Origin of the sequence: Exiguobacterium sp. S3 (assembly GCF_018617295.1) — a bacterium.
GTDB lineage: Bacteria > Bacillota > Bacilli > Exiguobacteriales > Exiguobacteriaceae > Exiguobacterium > Exiguobacterium profundum.
Genome location: NZ_JACSJW010000005.1, coordinates 188,893 through 207,912 on the forward strand (window position 1 = coordinate 188,893; position 19,020 = coordinate 207,912).

20 protein-coding genes are annotated in these 19,020 nt (G+C 47.3%); 12 read left to right on the top strand and 8 right to left on the bottom strand.

Translation table 11 applies throughout. The features are described 5' to 3' along the window. Positions 1–18: 18 nt before the first annotated feature. Genes KNO65_RS13550 through KNO65_RS13565 form a run of 4 tightly spaced genes read left to right on the top strand, consistent with a single transcriptional unit; the run spans position 19 to position 3,791 of the window. A complete protein-coding gene (locus KNO65_RS13550) occupies positions 19–1,125 on the top strand; it encodes an ABC transporter ATP-binding protein (RefSeq protein ID WP_074037705.1) in 1,107 nt (368 codons plus the stop codon). Beyond that, the gene (locus KNO65_RS13555; protein ID WP_015880886.1) at positions 1,112–1,933 is read left to right on the top strand and encodes an ABC transporter permease; all 822 of its coding nucleotides are present in this window, start codon (positions 1,112–1,114) and stop codon (positions 1,931–1,933) included. The genes KNO65_RS13550 and KNO65_RS13555 overlap by 14 nt, the downstream gene beginning before the upstream one ends. After that, complete coding sequence (locus KNO65_RS13560) at positions 1,930–2,724, top strand: ABC transporter permease (RefSeq protein WP_214784818.1); 795 nt, start codon at positions 1,930–1,932, stop codon at positions 2,722–2,724. Before KNO65_RS13555 ends, KNO65_RS13560 begins: the two co-directional genes overlap by 4 nt. Further along, the gene (locus KNO65_RS13565; RefSeq protein ID WP_031421121.1) at positions 2,721–3,791 is read left to right on the top strand and encodes an ABC transporter substrate-binding protein; all 1,071 of its coding nucleotides are present in this window, start codon (positions 2,721–2,723) and stop codon (positions 3,789–3,791) included. Before KNO65_RS13560 ends, KNO65_RS13565 begins: the two co-directional genes overlap by 4 nt. 41 nt (positions 3,792–3,832) lie before the next feature. Here the strand turns inward: KNO65_RS13565 and KNO65_RS13570 are convergent, their stop codons facing one another. The 3 genes from KNO65_RS13570 to adh all read right to left on the bottom strand — a co-directional run bounded on the left by KNO65_RS13570 (position 3,833) and on the right by adh (position 6,562). Then, positions 3,833–4,558, bottom strand: a complete 726-nt coding sequence (locus tag KNO65_RS13570; protein WP_074037702.1) for a nuclease-related domain-containing protein — start codon at positions 4,556–4,558, stop codon at positions 3,833–3,835. Positions 4,559–4,677: 119 nt separating this feature from the next. Beyond that, on the bottom strand, positions 4,678–5,040 hold the full coding sequence (locus tag KNO65_RS13575) for a DUF779 domain-containing protein (RefSeq protein WP_214784820.1): 363 nt from the start codon (positions 5,038–5,040) through the stop codon (positions 4,678–4,680). A gap of 1 nt (position 5,041) precedes the next feature. Further along, positions 5,042–6,562, bottom strand: coding sequence for an aldehyde dehydrogenase (gene adh, locus KNO65_RS13580; RefSeq protein WP_074037701.1), 1,521 nt, complete (start codon positions 6,560–6,562; stop codon positions 5,042–5,044). 220 nt (positions 6,563–6,782) lie between these two features. Here adh and KNO65_RS13585 point away from each other — a divergent pair, with 220 nt between their 5' ends. After that, positions 6,783–7,316, top strand: a complete 534-nt coding sequence (locus KNO65_RS13585; protein ID WP_214784822.1) for a YceI family protein — start codon at positions 6,783–6,785, stop codon at positions 7,314–7,316. Positions 7,317–7,342: 26 nt separating this feature from the next. Here KNO65_RS13585 and KNO65_RS13590 read toward each other — a convergent pair whose 3' ends face one another. After that, positions 7,343–8,326, bottom strand: a complete 984-nt coding sequence (locus tag KNO65_RS13590; protein WP_015880893.1) for a metal-dependent hydrolase — start codon at positions 8,324–8,326, stop codon at positions 7,343–7,345. A gap of 88 nt (positions 8,327–8,414) precedes the next feature. Here KNO65_RS13590 and mutY point away from each other — a divergent pair, with 88 nt between their 5' ends. The 4 genes from mutY (at position 8,415) to KNO65_RS13610 (ending at position 12,281) form a co-directional block, all read left to right on the top strand. Then, entirely contained in the window at positions 8,415–9,449 is a 1,035-nt protein-coding gene (gene mutY, locus KNO65_RS13595; RefSeq protein WP_214784824.1) for an A/G-specific adenine glycosylase, read from the top strand. Further along, on the top strand, positions 9,436–9,861 hold the full coding sequence (locus tag KNO65_RS13600; protein WP_214784826.1) for a hypothetical protein: 426 nt from the start codon (positions 9,436–9,438) through the stop codon (positions 9,859–9,861). The genes mutY and KNO65_RS13600 overlap by 14 nt, the downstream gene beginning before the upstream one ends. An 89-nt stretch (positions 9,862–9,950) precedes the next feature. Next, positions 9,951–10,493: a nucleoside tri-diphosphate phosphatase gene (gene ntdP / locus KNO65_RS13605; protein WP_015880896.1), complete on the top strand. Its 543-nt coding sequence runs from the start codon at positions 9,951–9,953 to the stop codon at positions 10,491–10,493. A 39-nt stretch (positions 10,494–10,532) separates the two neighbouring features. After that, positions 10,533–12,281, top strand: coding sequence for an ABC transporter ATP-binding protein (locus KNO65_RS13610; protein ID WP_214784828.1), 1,749 nt, complete (start codon positions 10,533–10,535; stop codon positions 12,279–12,281). Between the two features lie 34 nt (positions 12,282–12,315). Here KNO65_RS13610 and KNO65_RS13615 read toward each other — a convergent pair whose 3' ends face one another. The 3 genes from KNO65_RS13615 to KNO65_RS13625 form a co-directional block, all read right to left on the bottom strand. Continuing rightward, positions 12,316–12,711, bottom strand: a complete 396-nt coding sequence (locus tag KNO65_RS13615; protein ID WP_214784830.1) for a thiol-disulfide oxidoreductase DCC family protein — start codon at positions 12,709–12,711, stop codon at positions 12,316–12,318. A gap of 53 nt (positions 12,712–12,764) precedes the next feature. Further along, a complete protein-coding gene (locus KNO65_RS13620) occupies positions 12,765–13,997 on the bottom strand; it encodes an MFS transporter (RefSeq protein ID WP_214784832.1) in 1,233 nt (410 codons plus the stop codon). Positions 13,998–14,114: 117 nt separating this feature from the next. Next, positions 14,115–15,413, bottom strand: a complete 1,299-nt coding sequence (locus KNO65_RS13625; RefSeq protein WP_214784834.1) for a glutamate-1-semialdehyde 2,1-aminomutase — start codon at positions 15,411–15,413, stop codon at positions 14,115–14,117. 191 nt (positions 15,414–15,604) lie between these two features. Between KNO65_RS13625 and perR the strand changes: the two genes are divergently transcribed. Continuing rightward, positions 15,605–16,036, top strand: coding sequence for a peroxide-responsive transcriptional repressor PerR (perR, locus tag KNO65_RS13630; protein WP_031421138.1), 432 nt, complete (start codon positions 15,605–15,607; stop codon positions 16,034–16,036). Positions 16,037–16,072: 36 nt separating this feature from the next. Here the strand turns inward: perR and KNO65_RS13635 are convergent, their stop codons facing one another. After that, positions 16,073–16,432, bottom strand: coding sequence for a YgzB family protein (locus KNO65_RS13635; RefSeq protein ID WP_031421140.1), 360 nt, complete (start codon positions 16,430–16,432; stop codon positions 16,073–16,075). 169 nt (positions 16,433–16,601) lie between these two features. Here KNO65_RS13635 and KNO65_RS13640 point away from each other — a divergent pair, with 169 nt between their 5' ends. Beyond that, the gene (locus KNO65_RS13640) at positions 16,602–17,474 is read left to right on the top strand and encodes a nucleotidyltransferase-like protein (RefSeq protein WP_078147894.1); all 873 of its coding nucleotides are present in this window, start codon (positions 16,602–16,604) and stop codon (positions 17,472–17,474) included. A 39-nt stretch (positions 17,475–17,513) separates the two neighbouring features. Then, positions 17,514–18,686 (top strand): substrate-binding domain-containing protein, encoded by a 1,173-nt coding sequence (locus tag KNO65_RS13645; protein WP_214784836.1) that lies wholly within the window; start codon positions 17,514–17,516, stop codon positions 18,684–18,686. The last annotated feature ends 334 nt before the right edge of the window (positions 18,687–19,020 follow it).

Sequence of the window (19,020 nt, forward strand, 5' to 3'; positions counted from 1 at the left end):
AACAGAGGAGGAAACAGCATGAATGCAGAGACAATTATTCGCTTTGACCACGTGTCAAAGCGTTACGACGACACAGTCGTCCTTGAAGATATTAGTTTTGAGATTGAGCGTGGGAAGTTTTATACGCTTCTCGGTCCATCGGGATGTGGGAAGACGACGATTTTGCGTCTCATCGCCGGATTTACCGATGCGACCGAAGGAGGTATTCACTTCAGCGGGAAACGAATCAACGATGTGCCGGCTAATAAACGACAAGTGAATACCGTGTTCCAAGATTATGCGCTGTTTCCTCATTTAAACGTATTTGAGAATGTGGCATTCGGTCTCCGGATTAAAAAATTGAAGGAAGCAGATGTGAAAGCGAAAGTGGAGCAGGCTCTCAAGTTTGTTAACTTAGAAGGATACGGCTCGCGCGAAATCGATGAGATGTCAGGTGGACAGCGCCAACGTGTCGCCATCGCCCGCGCAATCGTAAATGAGCCGGAGGTCATTCTCCTTGATGAACCGCTCTCTGCCTTAGACTTGAAACTTCGTACGGAGATGCAATATGAACTTCGTGAGTTACAGCAACGTCTTGGCATTACCTTTATTTTCGTCACACACGACCAAGAAGAGGCGCTCGCCATGTCGGATGAGATTTTCGTCATGAACAACGGGAAAATTGTTCAGAGTGGGACACCGACTGATATTTATGATGAACCGATCAACCGTTTCGTTGCAGACTTTATCGGTGAATCCAATATCGTGCCGGGTGTCATGCCGGAAGACAATGTCGTCACGTTTGCTGGTAAAACGTTTGACTGTGTCGACCAAGGATTTGACCGCAATGAAAAAGTTGAGGTCATCATTCGTCCGGAAGACTTAGAGATGACATCGGTCGATGCAGCAAAACTCGTTGTCGACGTCGATTCTCAATTGTTCCGAGGTGTCCACTACGAGATTTGCTGTTATGACCAAGAAGGAAACGAATGGCTCGTCCACTCGACGAAGAAATCAATCGTCGGATCAAAAATCGGATTGACGTTTGACGAAGAAGCGATTCACGTCATGCGACTAGGTGAAACAGAAGAAGAATTTGACCGTCGTCTCGAATCCTACGAGGAGGTCCCTCATGAATCAAACTAATCAGACCGCAAAGACGGTATATTTGACGACCTATTGGATTTGGATCGCCTTGTTCGTCATCGCACCACTCGTCCTCGTCGTCTATTATTCCTTTTTTGATATCGATGGGAATTTGAGTTTAGAAAACTATCAGACGTTCTTCACGTCGACGTATTTGTCGATGACGCTCTCGTCGTTCTGGTATGCGTTTCTCATTACGTTCTTCTCGTTACTCGTCGGGTATCCGACGGCATACTTGTTGACGAAGACGAAGCATAAACAGCTTTGGCTCTTACTCATCTTGCTGCCGTCATGGATTAACTTGTTGTTAAAGGCGTATGCGTTCCTTGGAATTTTTGGGACGTACGGGATTACGAATCAATTTTTAGAAGCCATCGGTATTGGGACGAAACAGATTCTATTCACCGATTTCAGTTTCGTCTTTGTTTCGGTATATATCTTCATCCCGTTCATGATTTTGCCGATTTACAACGCCATTGAGAAGTTACCGCCATCACTCGTCTACGCATCCCGTGATTTAGGTGCATCGAACTGGACGACATTCCGACGTGTCATCTTCCCGTTGACGCTTGACGGCGTCAAGTCAGGGATTCAAATCGTCTTTATTCCGGCATTATCGCTCTTCATGATCACCCGACTCATCGCCGGGAACCGGGTCATCACACTCGGTACAGCGATTGAACAACAATTCCTTGTCACGCAAAACTGGGGGATGGGCTCGACGATTGCCGTCTTCCTCATCTTGGCGATGGTTCTTGTCATGGTCGTCACACGTGACTGGGGTGCGAAAGGAGCGGTTCGTCGATGAAACGTAAACAATTCAAATTATCAAATCTATACTTGGCGGCCGTGTTCTTCATCTTGTATGCGCCAATTCTATATTTGGTCTTCTACTCATTCAACAGTGGCGGAACGATGAGTAACTTCGAAGGGTTCACCCTCGAATGGTACAAGTCGCTCTTCACGGACACGAGACTTCTCGTCATCGTCTTGAATACGATTGTCATCGCATTGCTCTCGGCGACGATTTCGACCGTGCTCGGTGTCATCGGGGCACTCGCCATCTATACGGCGAAACAAAAGTATACGAAGACATCCCTCTTATCATTGAACAACGTTTTGATCGTGAGCCCGGACGTCATCATCGGGGCGTCCTTCTTGATTCTCTTTACGATGCTTGGGATTCAGTTAGGCTTTTATTCGGTCCTCTTGTCGCACATCGCTTTCTCGGTTCCGATTGTCGTCATCTTGGTGTTGCCAAAACTCCAAGAGATGAGTCCGACGTTGATTGATGCGTCACGTGACCTTGGTGCCAGTACGTGGGATGTATTGACGAAAGTCATTCTGCCATATATCACGCCAGGGGTATTTGCCGGTTTCTTCACGGCACTCACCTATTCGTTAGATGATTTTGCTGTTACATTCTTCGTGACAGGGAACGGCTTCACGACGCTCGCCGTAGAAGTTTATTCGCGGGCACGTCAAGGTATCTCGCTTGAAATCAATGCGTTGTCTGCGATTCTATTCGTCTTCACGCTCATCCTTGTCATCGGATATTATGTGTTGGCGCAACGAGGATCAAAGGAGGTTAGACGATGAAAAAACTAGTCATCATGTTGGCTGTACCATTGATTGTCAGCTTCGGTCTCCTTCTTTGGATTCAGCAACTGAATGCTGCGCAAGGTTTCGGTGGCGACAACACGCTTGTCGTCTACAACTGGGGAGATTATATCGATGAGGACTTGATCGGTGAGTTCGAAGAGCAGAGCGGGTTGAAGGTCGTTTATCAAACGTTCGACTCGAACGAAGCGATGCTCACGAAAATTGAGCAAGGCGGGACGGCCTTTGATGTCGCCGTTCCATCCGATTATGCGATCAGTAAGATGAGAGAGGAGAATCTTCTTCTCCCAATCGATTACGATAAACTCGAAAACTTTGATAATATCGATCCGCGCTTCCTCGATAAATCATTCGACCCGGGTAACAAGTACTCGGTTCCTTATTTCTGGGGCACGGTCGGGATCGTCTACAATCCTGAACTAGTCGATGGTGAGATCACTTCATGGAACGACCTGTGGGAAATGCCGCTCGAGAACGATATTCTCCTTGCGGACGGGACACGTGAAGTGATGGGCTTCGGCCTGAACTCGCTTGGTTACTCCCTCAATACGACGAATAAAGATGAGTTGATTGAGGCGGAGCAAAAGTTGGAAACGCTTTGGCCGAACATCAAAGCCATCGTCGGAGACGAAATCAAAATGCTGATGGCGAACCGTGAGGCAGCGGCAGCCGTCGTCTGGTCCGGAGATGCGTCGGAAATCATGTATGAGAACGAAGAACTGACGTATGTCATTCCGGAAGAAGGCACGAATCTCTGGTTTGATAACCTCGTCATCCCAAGTACGGCACAAAACGTGGACGGGGCACATCAGTTCATCGACTTTATGTTAGATGCTGAGATTGCGGCACGTAACACGGATTATGTCGGATACTCGACACCGAACGAAGCGGCTCTCGAATTCTTGGATGAAGAAGTCACATCGGATGAACGGTTCTACCCGTCTCGTGAAGTGACGCAGGACCTTGAAGTGTATGAAAACCTAGGGAAGCGCATGAACGCTTACTATAACGAATTGTATTTACGCTTTAAAATGCAGAGTAAATGACGAAACATCCCCGCGCTCATCATGAGTACGGGGATGTTTGTTTACTGCTTGATCGTCGACTTGATGTCTTCGATATGTTTCAAAGCGACAGTCGTGTCGACTTGTGTGAAGGAGCGTAAGATTTCGTACAGACGGACTTGCTCATCAAGATCGAATACAAAATCCTGATAGGTGATCAGCTCTTTGATCCATTTTTGGCGATTGAGCACAGGGACCTCGGTAGATTCAATTTTTTTGAGCGTCGAACGATTGCTGAACACGATCCATGAGTGGAGATGGATTCGGTCCACTCCAAGCACTTGCTCGATGGCTTTGAGATGCAATTCATTTTGCTTGATTGGATTGAAGAAGCGTTGTTTTTTACGGCGGGGGAGTGTCTGCGTCCAGTATTGGTCACGTGCCCGACCGAATATCCAACCGCTATAGTTTTTAGACTCGATGACATGTACCCCGGATTGGTTGATTAAAATGACATCGATTTCAGTGGTTCGATCTTTTTTAGAAGGATGGGGGAGATACAGGTTTGTCAGAATTAACGGTTGGAAGAACTTTGACTCAATCTCCGCCACACATAAGTATTCTCCGAATAGACCGGTGTCTTGGACCACTTTGAAGTAAGAATGTCGAGTTTGTTGAGAATATTGACTGTTTTGATAACGTTTGACCTTGTAGAGGATGATAAGTGTGAGGACGAGAAAAATGGGTGCGAATATGCTAATCAAGGTGACGAAAATACCTTCGAACAATTCTGTTAGTAGTGAAGCCATCAAATCCCTCCCTTTGTATCCACTATACAAGAAGCGAGATGATTCATATGTATATTTTTTACAATCGAGGATAATCGTTTTTTACATCATAAAGGACCCATCGAAATGGGTCCTTTTGCTTAGGTTTCATGCTTCAGCGTCTCACGCTCTTCTTCTGTAAAGACTCGAGAACGTCCTAAAAATCGTTTCCCTTCGACACCTTCAAGGGAAAACATACCACCTCGACCATCGACCACATCGATGATCAGTTGTGTATGTTTCCAATAATCATATTGTTTCTCATGGATATAAAATGGCGTCTCGCCGATTTCACCGAGAAGAACATCGTGGTCGCCCACCATGAACTCGTCACGTGGGAAACACATGGGAGAGCTCCCGTCACAACATCCTCCTGACTGATGAAAGAGGAGGGGACCGTGTTTTGATTTGAGACGTTCGATGAGTTCGAGCGCGACGGGGGTGGCCTCGACTCGTCTCACCATCTTAGAAGAACCCGAGCTTTTGTTCGCTGTAGCTGACGAGCATGTTTTTCGTACGTTGATAGTGACCGAGCATCATCTTATGGTTCTCACGACCGATTCCGGACATTTTGTAACCACCGAATGCAGCATGTGCCGGATAGGAGTGGTAACAGTTGATCCAGACACGTCCTGCTTGAATTTCACGACCGAAGCGGTATGCACGGTTCATGTCTCGTGTCCACACGCCTGCCCCGAGCCCGTAAAGGGTATCGTTCGCGATGGCGAGTGCTTCCGCATCATCTTTGAATGTCGTCACGGATAAGACCGGTCCGAAAATCTCTTCTTGGAAGATTCGCATCTTGTTATGACCTTTGAAGATGGTCGGTTGAATGTAATACCCATCCGCGAGCTCTCCGTCCATCATGTTGCGCTCTCCACCGATTAGACACTCTGCGCCCTCTTCTTTCCCGATTTGGAGATAAGACAGGATTTTTTCCATCTGTTCGTTCGACGCTTGTGCACCCATCATGACATCGGCATCGAGTGGGTTACCGAGCTTGATTGCTTTGACGCGTTCTAGCACGCGTTCCATGAACTTGTCATAAATCGACTCTTGAATCAAGGCGCGAGATGGGCATGTACAGACTTCCCCTTGATTCAAGGCAAACATGACGAGACCTTCGATTGCTTTGTCGAAGAAATCGTCATCCGCTTCCATGATGTCGGCAAAGAAGATATTTGGTGACTTCCCACCGAGCTCAAGCGTGACAGGGATGATGTTTTGAGAAGCGTACTGCATAATGAGGCGACCTGTTGTCGTCTCACCGGTGAAGGCGACTTTATCGACACGGTCACTCGATGCGAGTGGTTTTCCTGCTTCGAGACCGAAACCGTTCACGATATTGATGACACCAGGTGGTAATAAATCTTCGATGAGTTCCATGAGAACCATGATTGAAGAAGGTGTTTGTTCTGCCGGCTTTAAGACGACACAGTTTCCGGCAGCGAGTGCCGGTGCGAGTTTCCAGACCGCCATCAAAATCGGAAAGTTCCATGGAATGATTTGAGCGACGACGCCGAGTGGCTCATGGAAATGATAAGCGACTGTATCGTGGTCGAGTTCACTGATGCCGCCTTCTTGTGAGCGGATGACCCCTGCGAAGTAACGGAAGTGGTCGATGGCGAGCGGAAGGTCAGCGTTGAGCGTTTCCCGAACTGCCTTCCCATTTTCCCATGTTTCCGCATAGGCGAGCATTTCAAGGTTCTCTTCCATGCGGTCTGCAATTTTATTCAAGATGACAGAACGTTCCGTGACAGACGTTTTGCCCCAATCCTCTTTGGCTGCATGAGCGGCATCCAAAGCAAGTTCAATATCCTCTTTCGTTGAGCGGGCGACTTCACATAATACTTTCCCATTTACAGGAGATGTGTTTTCAAAGTATTCTCCACCAGCCGGTGCGGTCCACTTTCCGTTAATGTAGTTCTCATAACGGTCTTTAAACTGTACTTTCGTTCCTGCTGAGTTCGGTACTTCATAAATCATGATCGTTCCTCCCTTTTCATACGAGATAGAGGAGTTATGTATGCGCTTACATTTTTCAGTAAGCGAACGACTCCCTTTTTTCATCGTAACGGTATGATGTGATAAAAGTCAAAATTTTTCGACAATAATTTGTCAATCTTTTGTAAAAACGTTTTGAACTCAAGATTTGTGGAAATGACTAGATTGTACACATTAATTTATCCATAAGGAGTGAGTCACGATGGCTAAGACATATCAAATTGACCCGGCGCATAGTTCGATCACGTTCACGGTCAAGCACATGATGATTTCCAAGGTGAAGGGCGAATTCGAAGAATTTGATATTAAGGCGAACGGTGAGCCGAGCGATCTAGCGAATGCGAGTGTGAAAGTGACGATTCAGGCAGCATCGATTGACACCAATAACACAGATCGGGATAACCACCTTCGTTCAGGCGATTTCTTCAATGCCGAGGAACATCCGCATCTCGTCTTTCATTCAACTTCTTTCCGTTCAAAAGGGGGCGGAGAATTCGAAGTGACAGGGGATTTAACGATTCGAGGAACGACTCGGGAAGAGACGTTCGAAGTGGAGTATGAAGGGAGCGCCAAAGACCCATGGGGCAACACGAAACACGCCTTCTCCGGAGAAGGGTCGCTCAACCGTGAGGACTATGGATTAACGTGGAACCAAGCGCTTGAGGCGGGCGGTGTTCTCGTCGATAAGAAAGTCAAATTCGAGTTCGAGCTCCAATTCACTGAATCGGAGGAATAAGAAAAGTCGCTCAGGTGAGCGACTTTTTATTGTTCGTATACCAATTTTTTCTGCAGACTGTCTTCGCTAAACACCCAACCTGTAAAGGATGACAACACGTCATTCGTCTGCTCGTCGACGATGACGACCGCAACGAACGGATACATGTTTTTAGAGAAATAACGCAAGTTTGTAAAGCGGTATTCGATCATCCCGTTATGACGTGTCACGGTGTACGTGTGAATTTTAGAAAACTCGAGGAACGCCTGTAAGTCTGCATTTTTCCGAGCCTCTACGAAATGGAGATCTTCTTCTCCTGGCATCGGTTTGTCGCGGAAGCGACCACATTCGATGACTTTGCCTTTTTTTACTTTTACGGCTCCGAGACCATCACGGAAACGGACAGCGACATGCCAGTCATCCCAACCGATTCCTGGAGAGATGAACAATTCATGTGCCCCTGCAAAGTGTCTCGCTACGGTAGCGAGCGCGCGGTTACGTAATTTAAACTGAATGGCATAGTAACTGATGACAAGCGCAATGAGCAGTGCAAAAATAGGGACAGTCGCACCCGTTATCATCCATAATGCATATGCACCGTAATAAGCGGAGAACAAGTACGGATCAAACGTCCCGATTACGCCCCAGCCGATCCATTTTTTCGAAAAAGGTTGTAGCGCTTGCGTCCCGTAGGCATTAAATAAGTCGACCGTGACATGAAGCAACACGGCGATTTGTGCCATGACCCATAGGGAGGCAGGATTGACGCCGAGGACCGTCCCGATGACGGCGCTGACAATGATTGGCCAAGCAAGGAGCGCAGTGATTCCATGTGAACGACCACGATGCTGGCGTAAATACGTACTATTTCCTTTTAACTTAAAGACGGTGTCGAAGTCTGGTGCGTGCGAGCCGACGAGAGCCGTGGCTGTCATCGCTAAAAACAGTTGTGCATCACCTGACACTTCCGGGCTGAGCGTCGCGATGGCACTTAATCCAAGTCCCATACCAATGTGTGTCGCAGTATCCAATGTGCGTCAGCACCTCCATCAATAATGAAAGAATTACGTCATCTATTTTTATTTATCATACAATATTTTTAAAACGAGGGGAAACACAATGCTTAATCTTGATAAATTGTTCACAAATTATAATATTCACCATTTCAACGAGGGACTCGTCACGTGGTTCAATCGCGAAAAGCGTGATTTACCTTGGCGTCATGCGAAAAATCCTTACCGCGTGTGGGTGAGTGAGGTCATGTTGCAACAGACACGAGTCGATACGGTCATCCCATATTACAACCGGTTCATGGATCGCTTTCCGACGCTCGAAGATCTCGCAGCTGCTGACACGGATGAGGTCGTAAAGTATTGGGAAGGGCTCGGTTACTATTCTCGCGTCCGGAACTTACACGAAGCGGTCAAAGAAGTCGCTTCTGTTTACGAGGGGATTGTCCCGGAGGAGAAGGAACGTTTCGAGAAACTGAAAGGGGTCGGACCATATACGACGGGGGCCGTACTATCGATTGCGTACAATCAACCGGAGCCGGCTGTGGATGGAAACGTCATGCGCGTGATGTCCCGTCAATTCGGGATCTATGACGACATCGCACTGCCGAAGACACGCAAAATCTTCGAACAAGTCGTTCGTCGATTGATGGACCCGACTCACGCATCCGATTTTAACGAGGGTGTGATGGAGTTGGGTGCTACGGTCTGCACACCGAAAAATCCGATGTGCTCGCTCTGTCCCGTGCAAGACACATGTTATGCATATGCGCATCATGTACAAGATGAGCTGCCGGTCAAAACGAAGAAGGGAGCAGCACGTATCGAAATGTATGACGCACTGTGCATCGAGAAAGATGGAAAAGTTGCCTACGAACAACGAGCGGATAAGGGGTTACTTGCTGGGATGTGGCAATATCCGCTTATGGATCGAGGAACGGGGGAACAACTTAACGGAACGTATCTCGGGCAAGTGAAGCATGTCTTCTCTCATATCGTTTGGTATATCGATTTATATCGTGTCGATACGCTTCCGACGGATGACGTCGTCTGGCTAGACGCTTCGGAACGCGAGTTGAAGACGGTTTCTGTTGCTCAACAAAAATTAGAACGATTGGCAGGTGGCGAACGTGAGACGATTTGATGTAGAGTCGACATATGATACGACGGTAGATGTGCTTTGGGATTTGTTACAGGATGCCTCGCTTTTGACGAAGCTGACAAAGTTTCCTAAAGTACGCTTAGAGGGGGACGGCGCCTCGGTCGAAGGGAATGAAGTGAAGTTGTTCGTTGGGGTCGGTCCGGTGGAACTGCCATGGACCAGTGCCATCACCGTGGTGGGAAACCAAGCATTCTGCGATCAAGGAAAGACGTTACCGTTTCCGTTCAAGCGGTTCACACACGTGCATCGGGTTGAGTCGCGTGATGGTAAGGCGGTCATGATCGATGAAGTAACGTTCGATAGCTATGTTCCGAACATACTCGTCGAGTATTTCGTGCTTCGTCCGATGTTCCAAGAACGGGCGCGGGCCTTCCAAAAAACACTAAATTCATGAAAATAAGAGATTTCCTTTTTCATTGGTTCTGAAAGTCGCTATAATTAAATATGAGAATTGTATAGCATCACAGCGGAAAGGAGGAGCTTATGAGCTTATTTCCCAAAGCAGGTAGCAAAATCGAGATACAGAGCTACAAGCACAACGGAACTTTGCATCGCGTTTGGGAAGAAACGCTCGTCCTTCAGTCGTCAAAAACGGATATGATCGGATTCAATGATCGCATCATGGTCAGCGAGTCAGACGGTCGGCAATGGAGAACGCGAGAGCCGGCAATTTGCTACTTTTCATCTGAGTATTGGTTCAATGTCATCTGTATGATTCGCGAAGACGGGATTTACTACTACTGTAATCTAGGTTCGCCGACTACATTTGATGGGGATGAACGTGCCATCAAATATATCGATTACGATTTGGACATCAAGGTGTTCCCGGATATGTCGTACACGATTTTAGATGAAGATGAATATGAGCGGCATCGTCGCGAGATGAATTATCCGAAAGCGATTGATCGAATCTTGAAGCAGAACGTGCAAGAACTGATCAACTGGATTCGAGGACGGAAAGGGCCGTTCAACCCAACATTCGTCGATGAATGGTATCGCGAATACGAAGCACGTTACCGGAGATGATTCCTCATCTCCGCTTTTTTTCTTAAGTCAGGAGGCATTATGGGTAGTATTAAACGTTATTTGCAGTTTGTTCGTCCGTATAAGAAACAAATTGCCCTTACCATTTTCGTCGGGATTTTGAAGTTTTCCATCCCGCTCGGATTACCGTTACTTTATAGATATGTCATCGATAACTATTTGACGGACGATGCGCCGAAGCAGGACTACACGACGCTCGTCTGGTTGTTCAGCATCGTTTTCTTCGTCTTCTTGGTCCTCAAGCCACCGATCGAATACTTGCGTCAATATTTGGCGCAGTGGGCCGCAACGCGTGTCTTGTTCGATGTGCGGAACCGGTTATTCGACCACGTCCAAAAGTTGTCACTCCGCTATTATTCAAACAATAAGACGGGACAAATCATTTCAAGGATCATCAATGACGTCGAACAGACGAAAGACTTCGTCATCACCGGGCTGATGAATATTTGGCTCGACATGGTCACCATTCTTATCGCCATCGGGATCATGTATACGATTGACCCGCAACTCACGTTGATTGCGATTTTACCACTTCCGTTTTATGCGATCGCAGTCCGCTATTTCTATGGGCGGTTGCGTCGTTTGACGCGTGAACGGTCGGCGGCACTCGCTGATTTACAAGGGCATTTGACAGAGCGTGTCAACGGGATGGCGGTCATTCGGAGTTTTGCGCTAGAGCCATATGAGAATAAGGCATTTGAACAACAGAATGGTGGTTTCCTCAACGCGGCACTTAAACATACGAGTTGGAACGCCAAGACGTATGTCGTCGTATCGACCATCACCGACATCGCGCCAATCCTCATCTTCACGACGGCATCGTGGCTCGTCATTCAAGAAGCGGTATCGCTCGGGACGCTCGTCGCGTTCATCGCGTACATCGACCGACTCTATGCACCGCTCGGTCGTCTCGTCAACTCGGCGACGACACTCACGCAGTCGGTCGCATCGATGGACCGTGTCTTTGAGTTTTTGGATGAAACATATGATATCGAAGAGAAATCGAACGGGTTCGTCCCGTTGTCGACAGCAGGTAAAATCGACCTTGAGCATGTGAGTTTTTCGTATGAACAGGACGGGACAAGAGCGTTGAACGATGTGAACCTTCAAATCCGCTCTGGTGAACGCGTGGCGTTTGTCGGAATGTCCGGTGGAGGGAAATCGACACTCGTCAGTTTGATTCCGCGTTTCTATGACGTGACGGATGGAAGCATCAAAATCGACGGCATCGATGTGCGTGATTTCAAATTACGTGCACTCCGCGACCAGATTGGGATGGTCATGCAGGATTCGGTCCTCTTCAGCGAATCGGTCGCCATGAATATTCGGATGGGGAAACCGGATGCGACGGATGAGGAAGTCATCGCGGCGGCCAAGGCAGCGAACGCCCATGAGTTCATCTCGAAACTACAGGACGGATATGCGACACCGGTCGGGGAGAAAGGTGTCAAACTGTCTGGTGGACAGAAGCAGCGGCTTGCGATTGCACGCGTCTTCTTGAAGAATCCACCGATCTTAATTTTAGACGAGGCGACGAGTGCGCTTGATTTAGAAAGTGAAGCGATGATTCAAGACTCGCTGGCCCGTCTGACGAAAGGACGGACGACGTTAATCGTTGCCCATCGCTTGTCGACCATTACGGACGCCGATCAAATCGTCGTCGTGGATAACGGTCAAATCATGGAGACGGGAACGCATGAAGAGTTGATGCGTCGTCGCGGGGCGTATTACGACCTGTATATGATTCAAGATTTAGCCGTAGTCGAATAATAAAAAAGTCGAGTCCATTAATGGCTCGACTTTTTTAGCGGTCTAAAAATCGTTTACGAACATCCGGGGAAGGGAGTGTGCACACTTCCTTCTTTCCAAATAGACGTGTCCGATGTTTGGCGAATAACGCATATCCATGATCACGAATCGGTCTAGGTATGAAACGAATGAGTCGAAGCAGGCGCCAACGGCCATCAAGGTGTTCGGCAATTCGAATCGCAGCGTCTGATTTTAAGTAAGGAACCCCTTCCTCAATATAGACGATGCTGTCGACTGATTCCGGGATCCGGTGTCGTGCTCGGAGCGACTGACCGACCTCGCTTTGGAGCGAAGCAAAGTGAATCGAGGCGTGTCGATCATGACGAATGATGAACTGAACACTGGCATCACAGAAGTTGCAATCGCCATCAAATAAAACAATCGCAGGCAAGTACTTCGCCTCCTTCATCGTAATGTTTTACCGTTTTGTCTTCATGTTAAACGTCAAGCAGCGAGTTGGCGAGCAGGTTGCATCTTGTAGAGCGATACATAATACAAGTAAGCACCGAGGGCACCGAAGACAAACATGTAACCGCTCATCAAGACCGGACCGATGAACGCGCCGACGACAATTCCTGCCGCAGCAACCAACTTGGCTCCATGGAATGTGAGCCCGCCGAACGCAAGGTAGGAAGCCCGGCGTTCAGGATCGAGGAGGTCAACCTGTTTCACTTGCCGAATTGGAGAGTAGAGGAGTTCGCCGATTGTGAAGATGATTGCGAGTGTGGCCAGGACGATAAAGGAGTTCATCGAGGTAATGGCGGCGTATGCTGTGATATATAACGATAAGCCAATGAAAAACACGGTCTTCTCTTTGAAACGTTTGACGAAAGCGGTGACCGCAAACGTGATGGCGACGACGAGCAAGGTGTTCTCTAGTTGCATAAACGCCATCATGCGTACCCCGTCAAAAGGTATCCCGAGAATTTGACGACTTTCGAATGACTCTGCTAAATGGACACCGATGTAGTTCGCCATATGAAACTCGGTCGAAAAGACGAGCATACTTCCAAATACGAATGTGATCCAACGGCGGTCACGTAATGCGATTTTATAGTTTTCGATGACGCCATGAATCGGGTTTGACGGTGTTGAACGATTGCCGGTGTATGTGTCGACCAAATAGCGTTGAAGGACGATGGTGGTCACAGTGAGAATGACCGTCATACCGATAAAGAGAGCGAAACGATGGTCGCGATAGAAGGCACCGCCGAGCATGACGCCTCCGGCGATAGCCAAGTTGACGAGCCAGTAGTCATACACGTAGATGGCTTTTCGATTCGATTCTTCCATGGAGTCGATGACGATTGCCTCAAGTGCCGGATAGTTCAATCCGTTCGAAACGGCATGTCCGAAGTAGAGGATGGCGACGACGAGTGCCCAGTTATTCGATGGGTGAATGGCGATGGTCATCCCAAGAAAACAGATGATTTGAATCACCTGACCAATCTGTAAGACAACCTTCCGATTGAACCGATCGGAAAAGTATCCACCGAATAGACCGGTCAAGTAACCGACGATAACGAATGAGGTCATGATGATACCAGCGGGGACTTTCCCCAACTCTTCTGAGAAATAGAGTGCCATGAATGGGAAAATGGCTGATCCGACGATTCGAATGCAAAATCCGCAAACGAGTCGTAAGCGGACATTTAATGGAAAATCATTAAATTTCATATGGTGAGCACCTCCTTGGTTCTACTGTAATGGGGGACGGTACTCAGTAAAAAGAGACACTTTTTTTGAAGATGTCCCCTTTTAGACGAAAAAAAGAGATGCTTGCGCATCTCCTTCTTACAATTGAGCAAACGAGCGATTTACCGCTTCGATTGTCTTTTCGATATCTTGTTCCGTATGCTCTGTCGTCAAGAACCAGGCTTCATATTTTGATGGAGCCAAGTTCACGCCATTCTCAAGCATCAACTTGAAGAAGCGTCCGAACTTCTCACCATCTGACTTTTCCGCACCTTCATAGTCGGTGACGATTTCATCCGTGAAGTAAACGGTGAGTGCCCCCTTTAAGCGGTTGAGCGTGATCGTGACATCATGCTTTTCTGCCGCCTCGCGGATGCCGGCTTCCAGTTTCGCACCGAGTGCGTCTAATTTCTCATAGACACCAGGTTGCTCGAGCACTTCCAGGCAAGCGATTCCTGTCGCCATCGAGGCCGGGTTACCGGCCATCGTGCCGGCTTGATATGCAGGTCCGAGTGGGGCGACCGTCTCCATGATTTCAGCCTTCCCGCCGTAAGCGCCGATCGGTAGACCACCACCGATGATTTTACCAAGTGCCGTCATATCTGGTTCGATGCCATACACTTGTTGGGCACTTCCGTATGTGAAACGGAACGCCGTGATGACTTCATCATAGATGACGAGTGCGCCGTGTTCATGTGTGATGTCGTTGACAGCTTGGAGGAAACCTGGCTTCGGTTCAACGATTCCGAAGTTCCCGACAATCGGTTCGACGAGCACACAAGCGACCTGGTCTCCCCATTCTTTCATCATCTCGCGATACGCTTCGACGTCGTTGAACGGGACGGTGATGACTTCTTTGGCAGTGGCTTTTGTTACACCTGCAGAGTCCGGAGAACCGAGCGTCGCTGGACCACTACCTGCTGCAATCAGCATGAGATCCGAATGACCGTGATAACAACCGCTGAATTTCACAACGAGTTCACGACCGGTGTAAGCACGGGCGACTCGTACTGTCGTCATGACGGCTTCCGTCCCCGAGTTCGTGAATCGTACTTTATCCATCGAAGGGATGGCTTGTTTTAGTTTCTTCGCAAACTCGACTTCGAGACGATGAGGTGTCCCGTAAAGTAAGCCTTTTAAAGAAGCATTGACGAGCGCTTCATGAATATGTGGATGGGCGTGACCGGTAATGATTGGACCGTACGCTGCCAAATAATCGATGTAGCGATTCCCGTCTACATCATAAAAATAGGCCCCTTCGCCGCGTTCCATATAAACGGGGGCGCCGCCACCAACTGCTTTAAATGAGCGGGATGGACTGTTGACACCTCCGACGATGTGAGTGAGTGCATCTTGGTATAATGCATCGGATGACTGACGATTTGATGAAGTAGTCATATGTATTGCCTCCTTATTCAAATTCGCACTTATTGTATCATAGCCGTCAACCGCATAAGCTCAGTGTTTGACGAGTAGTTGAGAAATCAGTACACTATTTATAAAGATTACTATGTAAGAAATAAGTTAATGTCCAAAACTATTTCGCATGAATTTTATAGAAGAAATGAGGGATTGACGTGGGAAGCGAAATGCTTGACCATGCTGTTCAGTCGCTCCGAGAACATGGAGTCAGAATGACGCCTCAGCGCCAGGCCATTTTGGAGTACCTCGTCACGGAGCATAGTCACCCGACAGCGGATGACATTTATAAGGCACTTGCCGCACGGTTTCCAAATATGAGTGTGGCCACTGTATATAACAACTTGCGCGTTTTTAAAGAAGTGGGTCTCGTTCAAGAGATGAACTATGGGGACGCCTCGAGTCGTTTTGACTTTGTGACGTCGAAGCACTATCACATCATCTGTGATACGTGTGGAAAAGTCGTCGACTTTAACTATCCTGTATTAGATGAAATCGAATCGGTTGCATCTCAATTGACTGGATTCAAAGTTGATCGTCACCGTCTTGAAGTGTACGGAACGTGCCCGTCTTGTCAGTCTGAACAATCGCAAACACATTAAAAAACCACATCCGACTGCTCGGATGTGGTTTTTGTGTTAGTCCGTTTGTTGTGACTGACGTTTGTTGTATTTCTCATCGAACTCTTTACCTTCAAGTGAGCGGTCGATTGTGAGCGGTTCGTCGCAATGCATACATAAGTCGACGCGTCCGAGCATCTTCGTCTCTTTTTCACAGTTCGGACAAGTCACGATGATGGCTTTTGTCGAGGCCATCCCGACGATGAAGTAAAGGGCAGAGCTCGCAAGTACCATGACAAATCCGAGAAGCATGAAAATAATCATGAGCCAGGTGATGGATTTGGCGAGAAGGCCGAGATACATGACCCCAATCCCACCGAAGATAAGAAGTAATGCTATATTACGTGCGCGGTTGATTTTGTTCCCCCGTTTTTTCATGAGTGAATCCCTCCAATAGTCTGTCTCTATAATAGCTCATCTTCAAACGAGTGAGAAGTTCCTGCACTTTTTCGGCAGGAGTTTTTTGAAAAGAGGGCGAAATTGGTTCGTATCGAAAATGACAATCGTCATATATAGTCAACTTGCGATTGGGAGAGAAGGGGTCCAGATGACGATGGAATATGCGACTCGCACCATTTATTCAGAATATGCTGCATTAAAAACGACACTCGGGATTATTGAAGTGAAGAAAAAGCGGGCACGTGATCCGTTGACGGATCAATCGGATCGCCTGCTCATTGTGATTGAAGCAAAACCAGAACCGTTTTGGACGGTGAAACACTATCAGGTCGGTCAAGAAAAAATTGTCCTGCACGTAGTCAGTGACTCGATGATGGATCGGTGGATTGTCTTGAATGAAAATCGGCGAGCCATTCATTGGATTGAAGACGGAATCGTCTTGTTCGAACGAAATGAGTACATTTTAGAGTTACGACAGCGCAACCGTAATTTAACGAATCGGGAACAACGTTTACAACTCTCAATCTCTTTCGCAAAGTTGTTGCGTCGGTTTGAAGACGGACGTTATCTATTTTTAGAAGGGGAGTTCCAAGACGCCTTCACTCAGATTCATCATGCGCTCACTCACCTGGCACGCCTCTCGATTCTTGAGGCGGGGATTCATCCGGAAATCGTATTGTGGGAACAGGTACGAGCCATTGACCTCGAAATTTATAAGCTGCACGATGAATTGGTCGGAGGACAAGAATCGCTTGAACAGCGCATCCACCTTGTCGTCATTGGCATGGAACATTTGATTCAATCGAAAGTGTTGCCGGGGACGTTGTTATTACTTCAGACGATGCAGGAGAAAGGCGGAGCGTGGACGTTCTCAGAATTGATGGAACATCCGAATTTGAATGAGCTCCGTGTCGACCTTGGAAGCATCATTGGTTTTTTAGTGAAAAAAGGGTATGTTCGAACGGTCACGAGACCGACGAAAGGGGTCGGGGTAGAGGCAGTGCTTTATGAGATTGCTTAACTTCCCTTTCATAGGAACAATGAGGAGAAAATCAGTTATATGAAACTATTGAAATTTAGCGTGGGAACCGTCTTTATTTTATTTGTCACGGTTGTGATTTCTGTCTTTGTCGCCCTTTTTACGATGGGAGACCCCATCACACTTGGGCGACCGATTATTTGGACGATATGGTATATGGCCGTTCTACTAATCATATGTATGGGACTCTATGATTTTTCGTCCTTTTCAAAACAAAAGATTCGAAAAGTTCTCGGCTGGGGTGCGTTAGTCGGTGCTATCCTCTTCGCTTCTGTGAAAGGATATTATATGTATCAAGATAGTTTGAAGATTGAGGAACGCGGTGTGGAGTTGATGGATTATCAGCCGTTCACGGATTCAGAACAATTGGCGAGACTCGATCACGAGGCTTTGGTGAAGTTTGAGGAAGGTTTGCCGCGATTAGATGGAGCGACAGCGCTCTATCCGATGTACGCTTCATTCGTGGAAGCAGTTTATCCGGACTCGGAAACGTATGATCCATATAATGATCAAACGAGTAAAGTCGTGTCGACGACAACACCGGAAGCGTATAGCCGACTGATGAACGATCAGACCGACTTGATTTTCGTCGCTGGTCCATCTGACCGTCAATTGAAGGTTGCGAAACAAAAAAACGTTTCTTTACATATGACGGCGATTGGAAGGGAAGCATTTGTGTTCTTCGTCCATGAAGATAACCCGGTCGATTCTTTGACGATGGAACAAGTTCGGGGGATTTATTCAGGAGACATTCGGAATTGGGAAGAGGTCGGAGGGGACTCGGAATCCATTCGTGCTTTTCAACGACCGGAGGATAGTGGCAGTCAAACGGCGTTACAAAAGATGATGGGCGAACAAAAGCTCATGGAGGCGCCGGTAGAAGATGTTCCTGAAGGGATGGGTGGAATCATTCAACAAACTTCATCGTATCGGAACCATAAAAATGCGATTGGATTTTCATTTAGATACTATGCGACAGAAATGGTGCATGACCATGAAATCAAGTTACTTCGTATAGATGGAATCGAACCGACCGTTGAAACGATTCAGGATGGATCGTATCCACTGGCTTCTGAATTTTATGCGGTGACTACGGAAGAGAAGGCAGAGCGATATGAAGAATTTCTAAAATGGCTCGAAAGCGAGGATGGGCAGACGTTAGTTGAGAAGACGGGCTATGTCCGTCTCGATTAATACAAAGCAGAAGGTTTACTTTTCATCATGTTGATGGGAGGTAAATCTTTTTTAGTTTTTATTGTTTTTTGTATTGACGAAGTGGTAAATAGAGATTATAGTTATAAACGTTGTCACGGCAAAAGATTATTTCAGAAAAACAATTTGTGAAAAAGTTGTTGACGAAAACAATCAAAACGTGATAGATTAATGAAGTCGCCAAGAGCGGCAGACGAACTTTGAAAACTGAACGATGAGGCAAAAATAAGTTTTACAATTTTTGAATGAAGCGCAAGCTTCGTCAATTTAAGAGCTATATCAAATTCTTTGGAGAGTTTGATCCTGGCTCAGGACG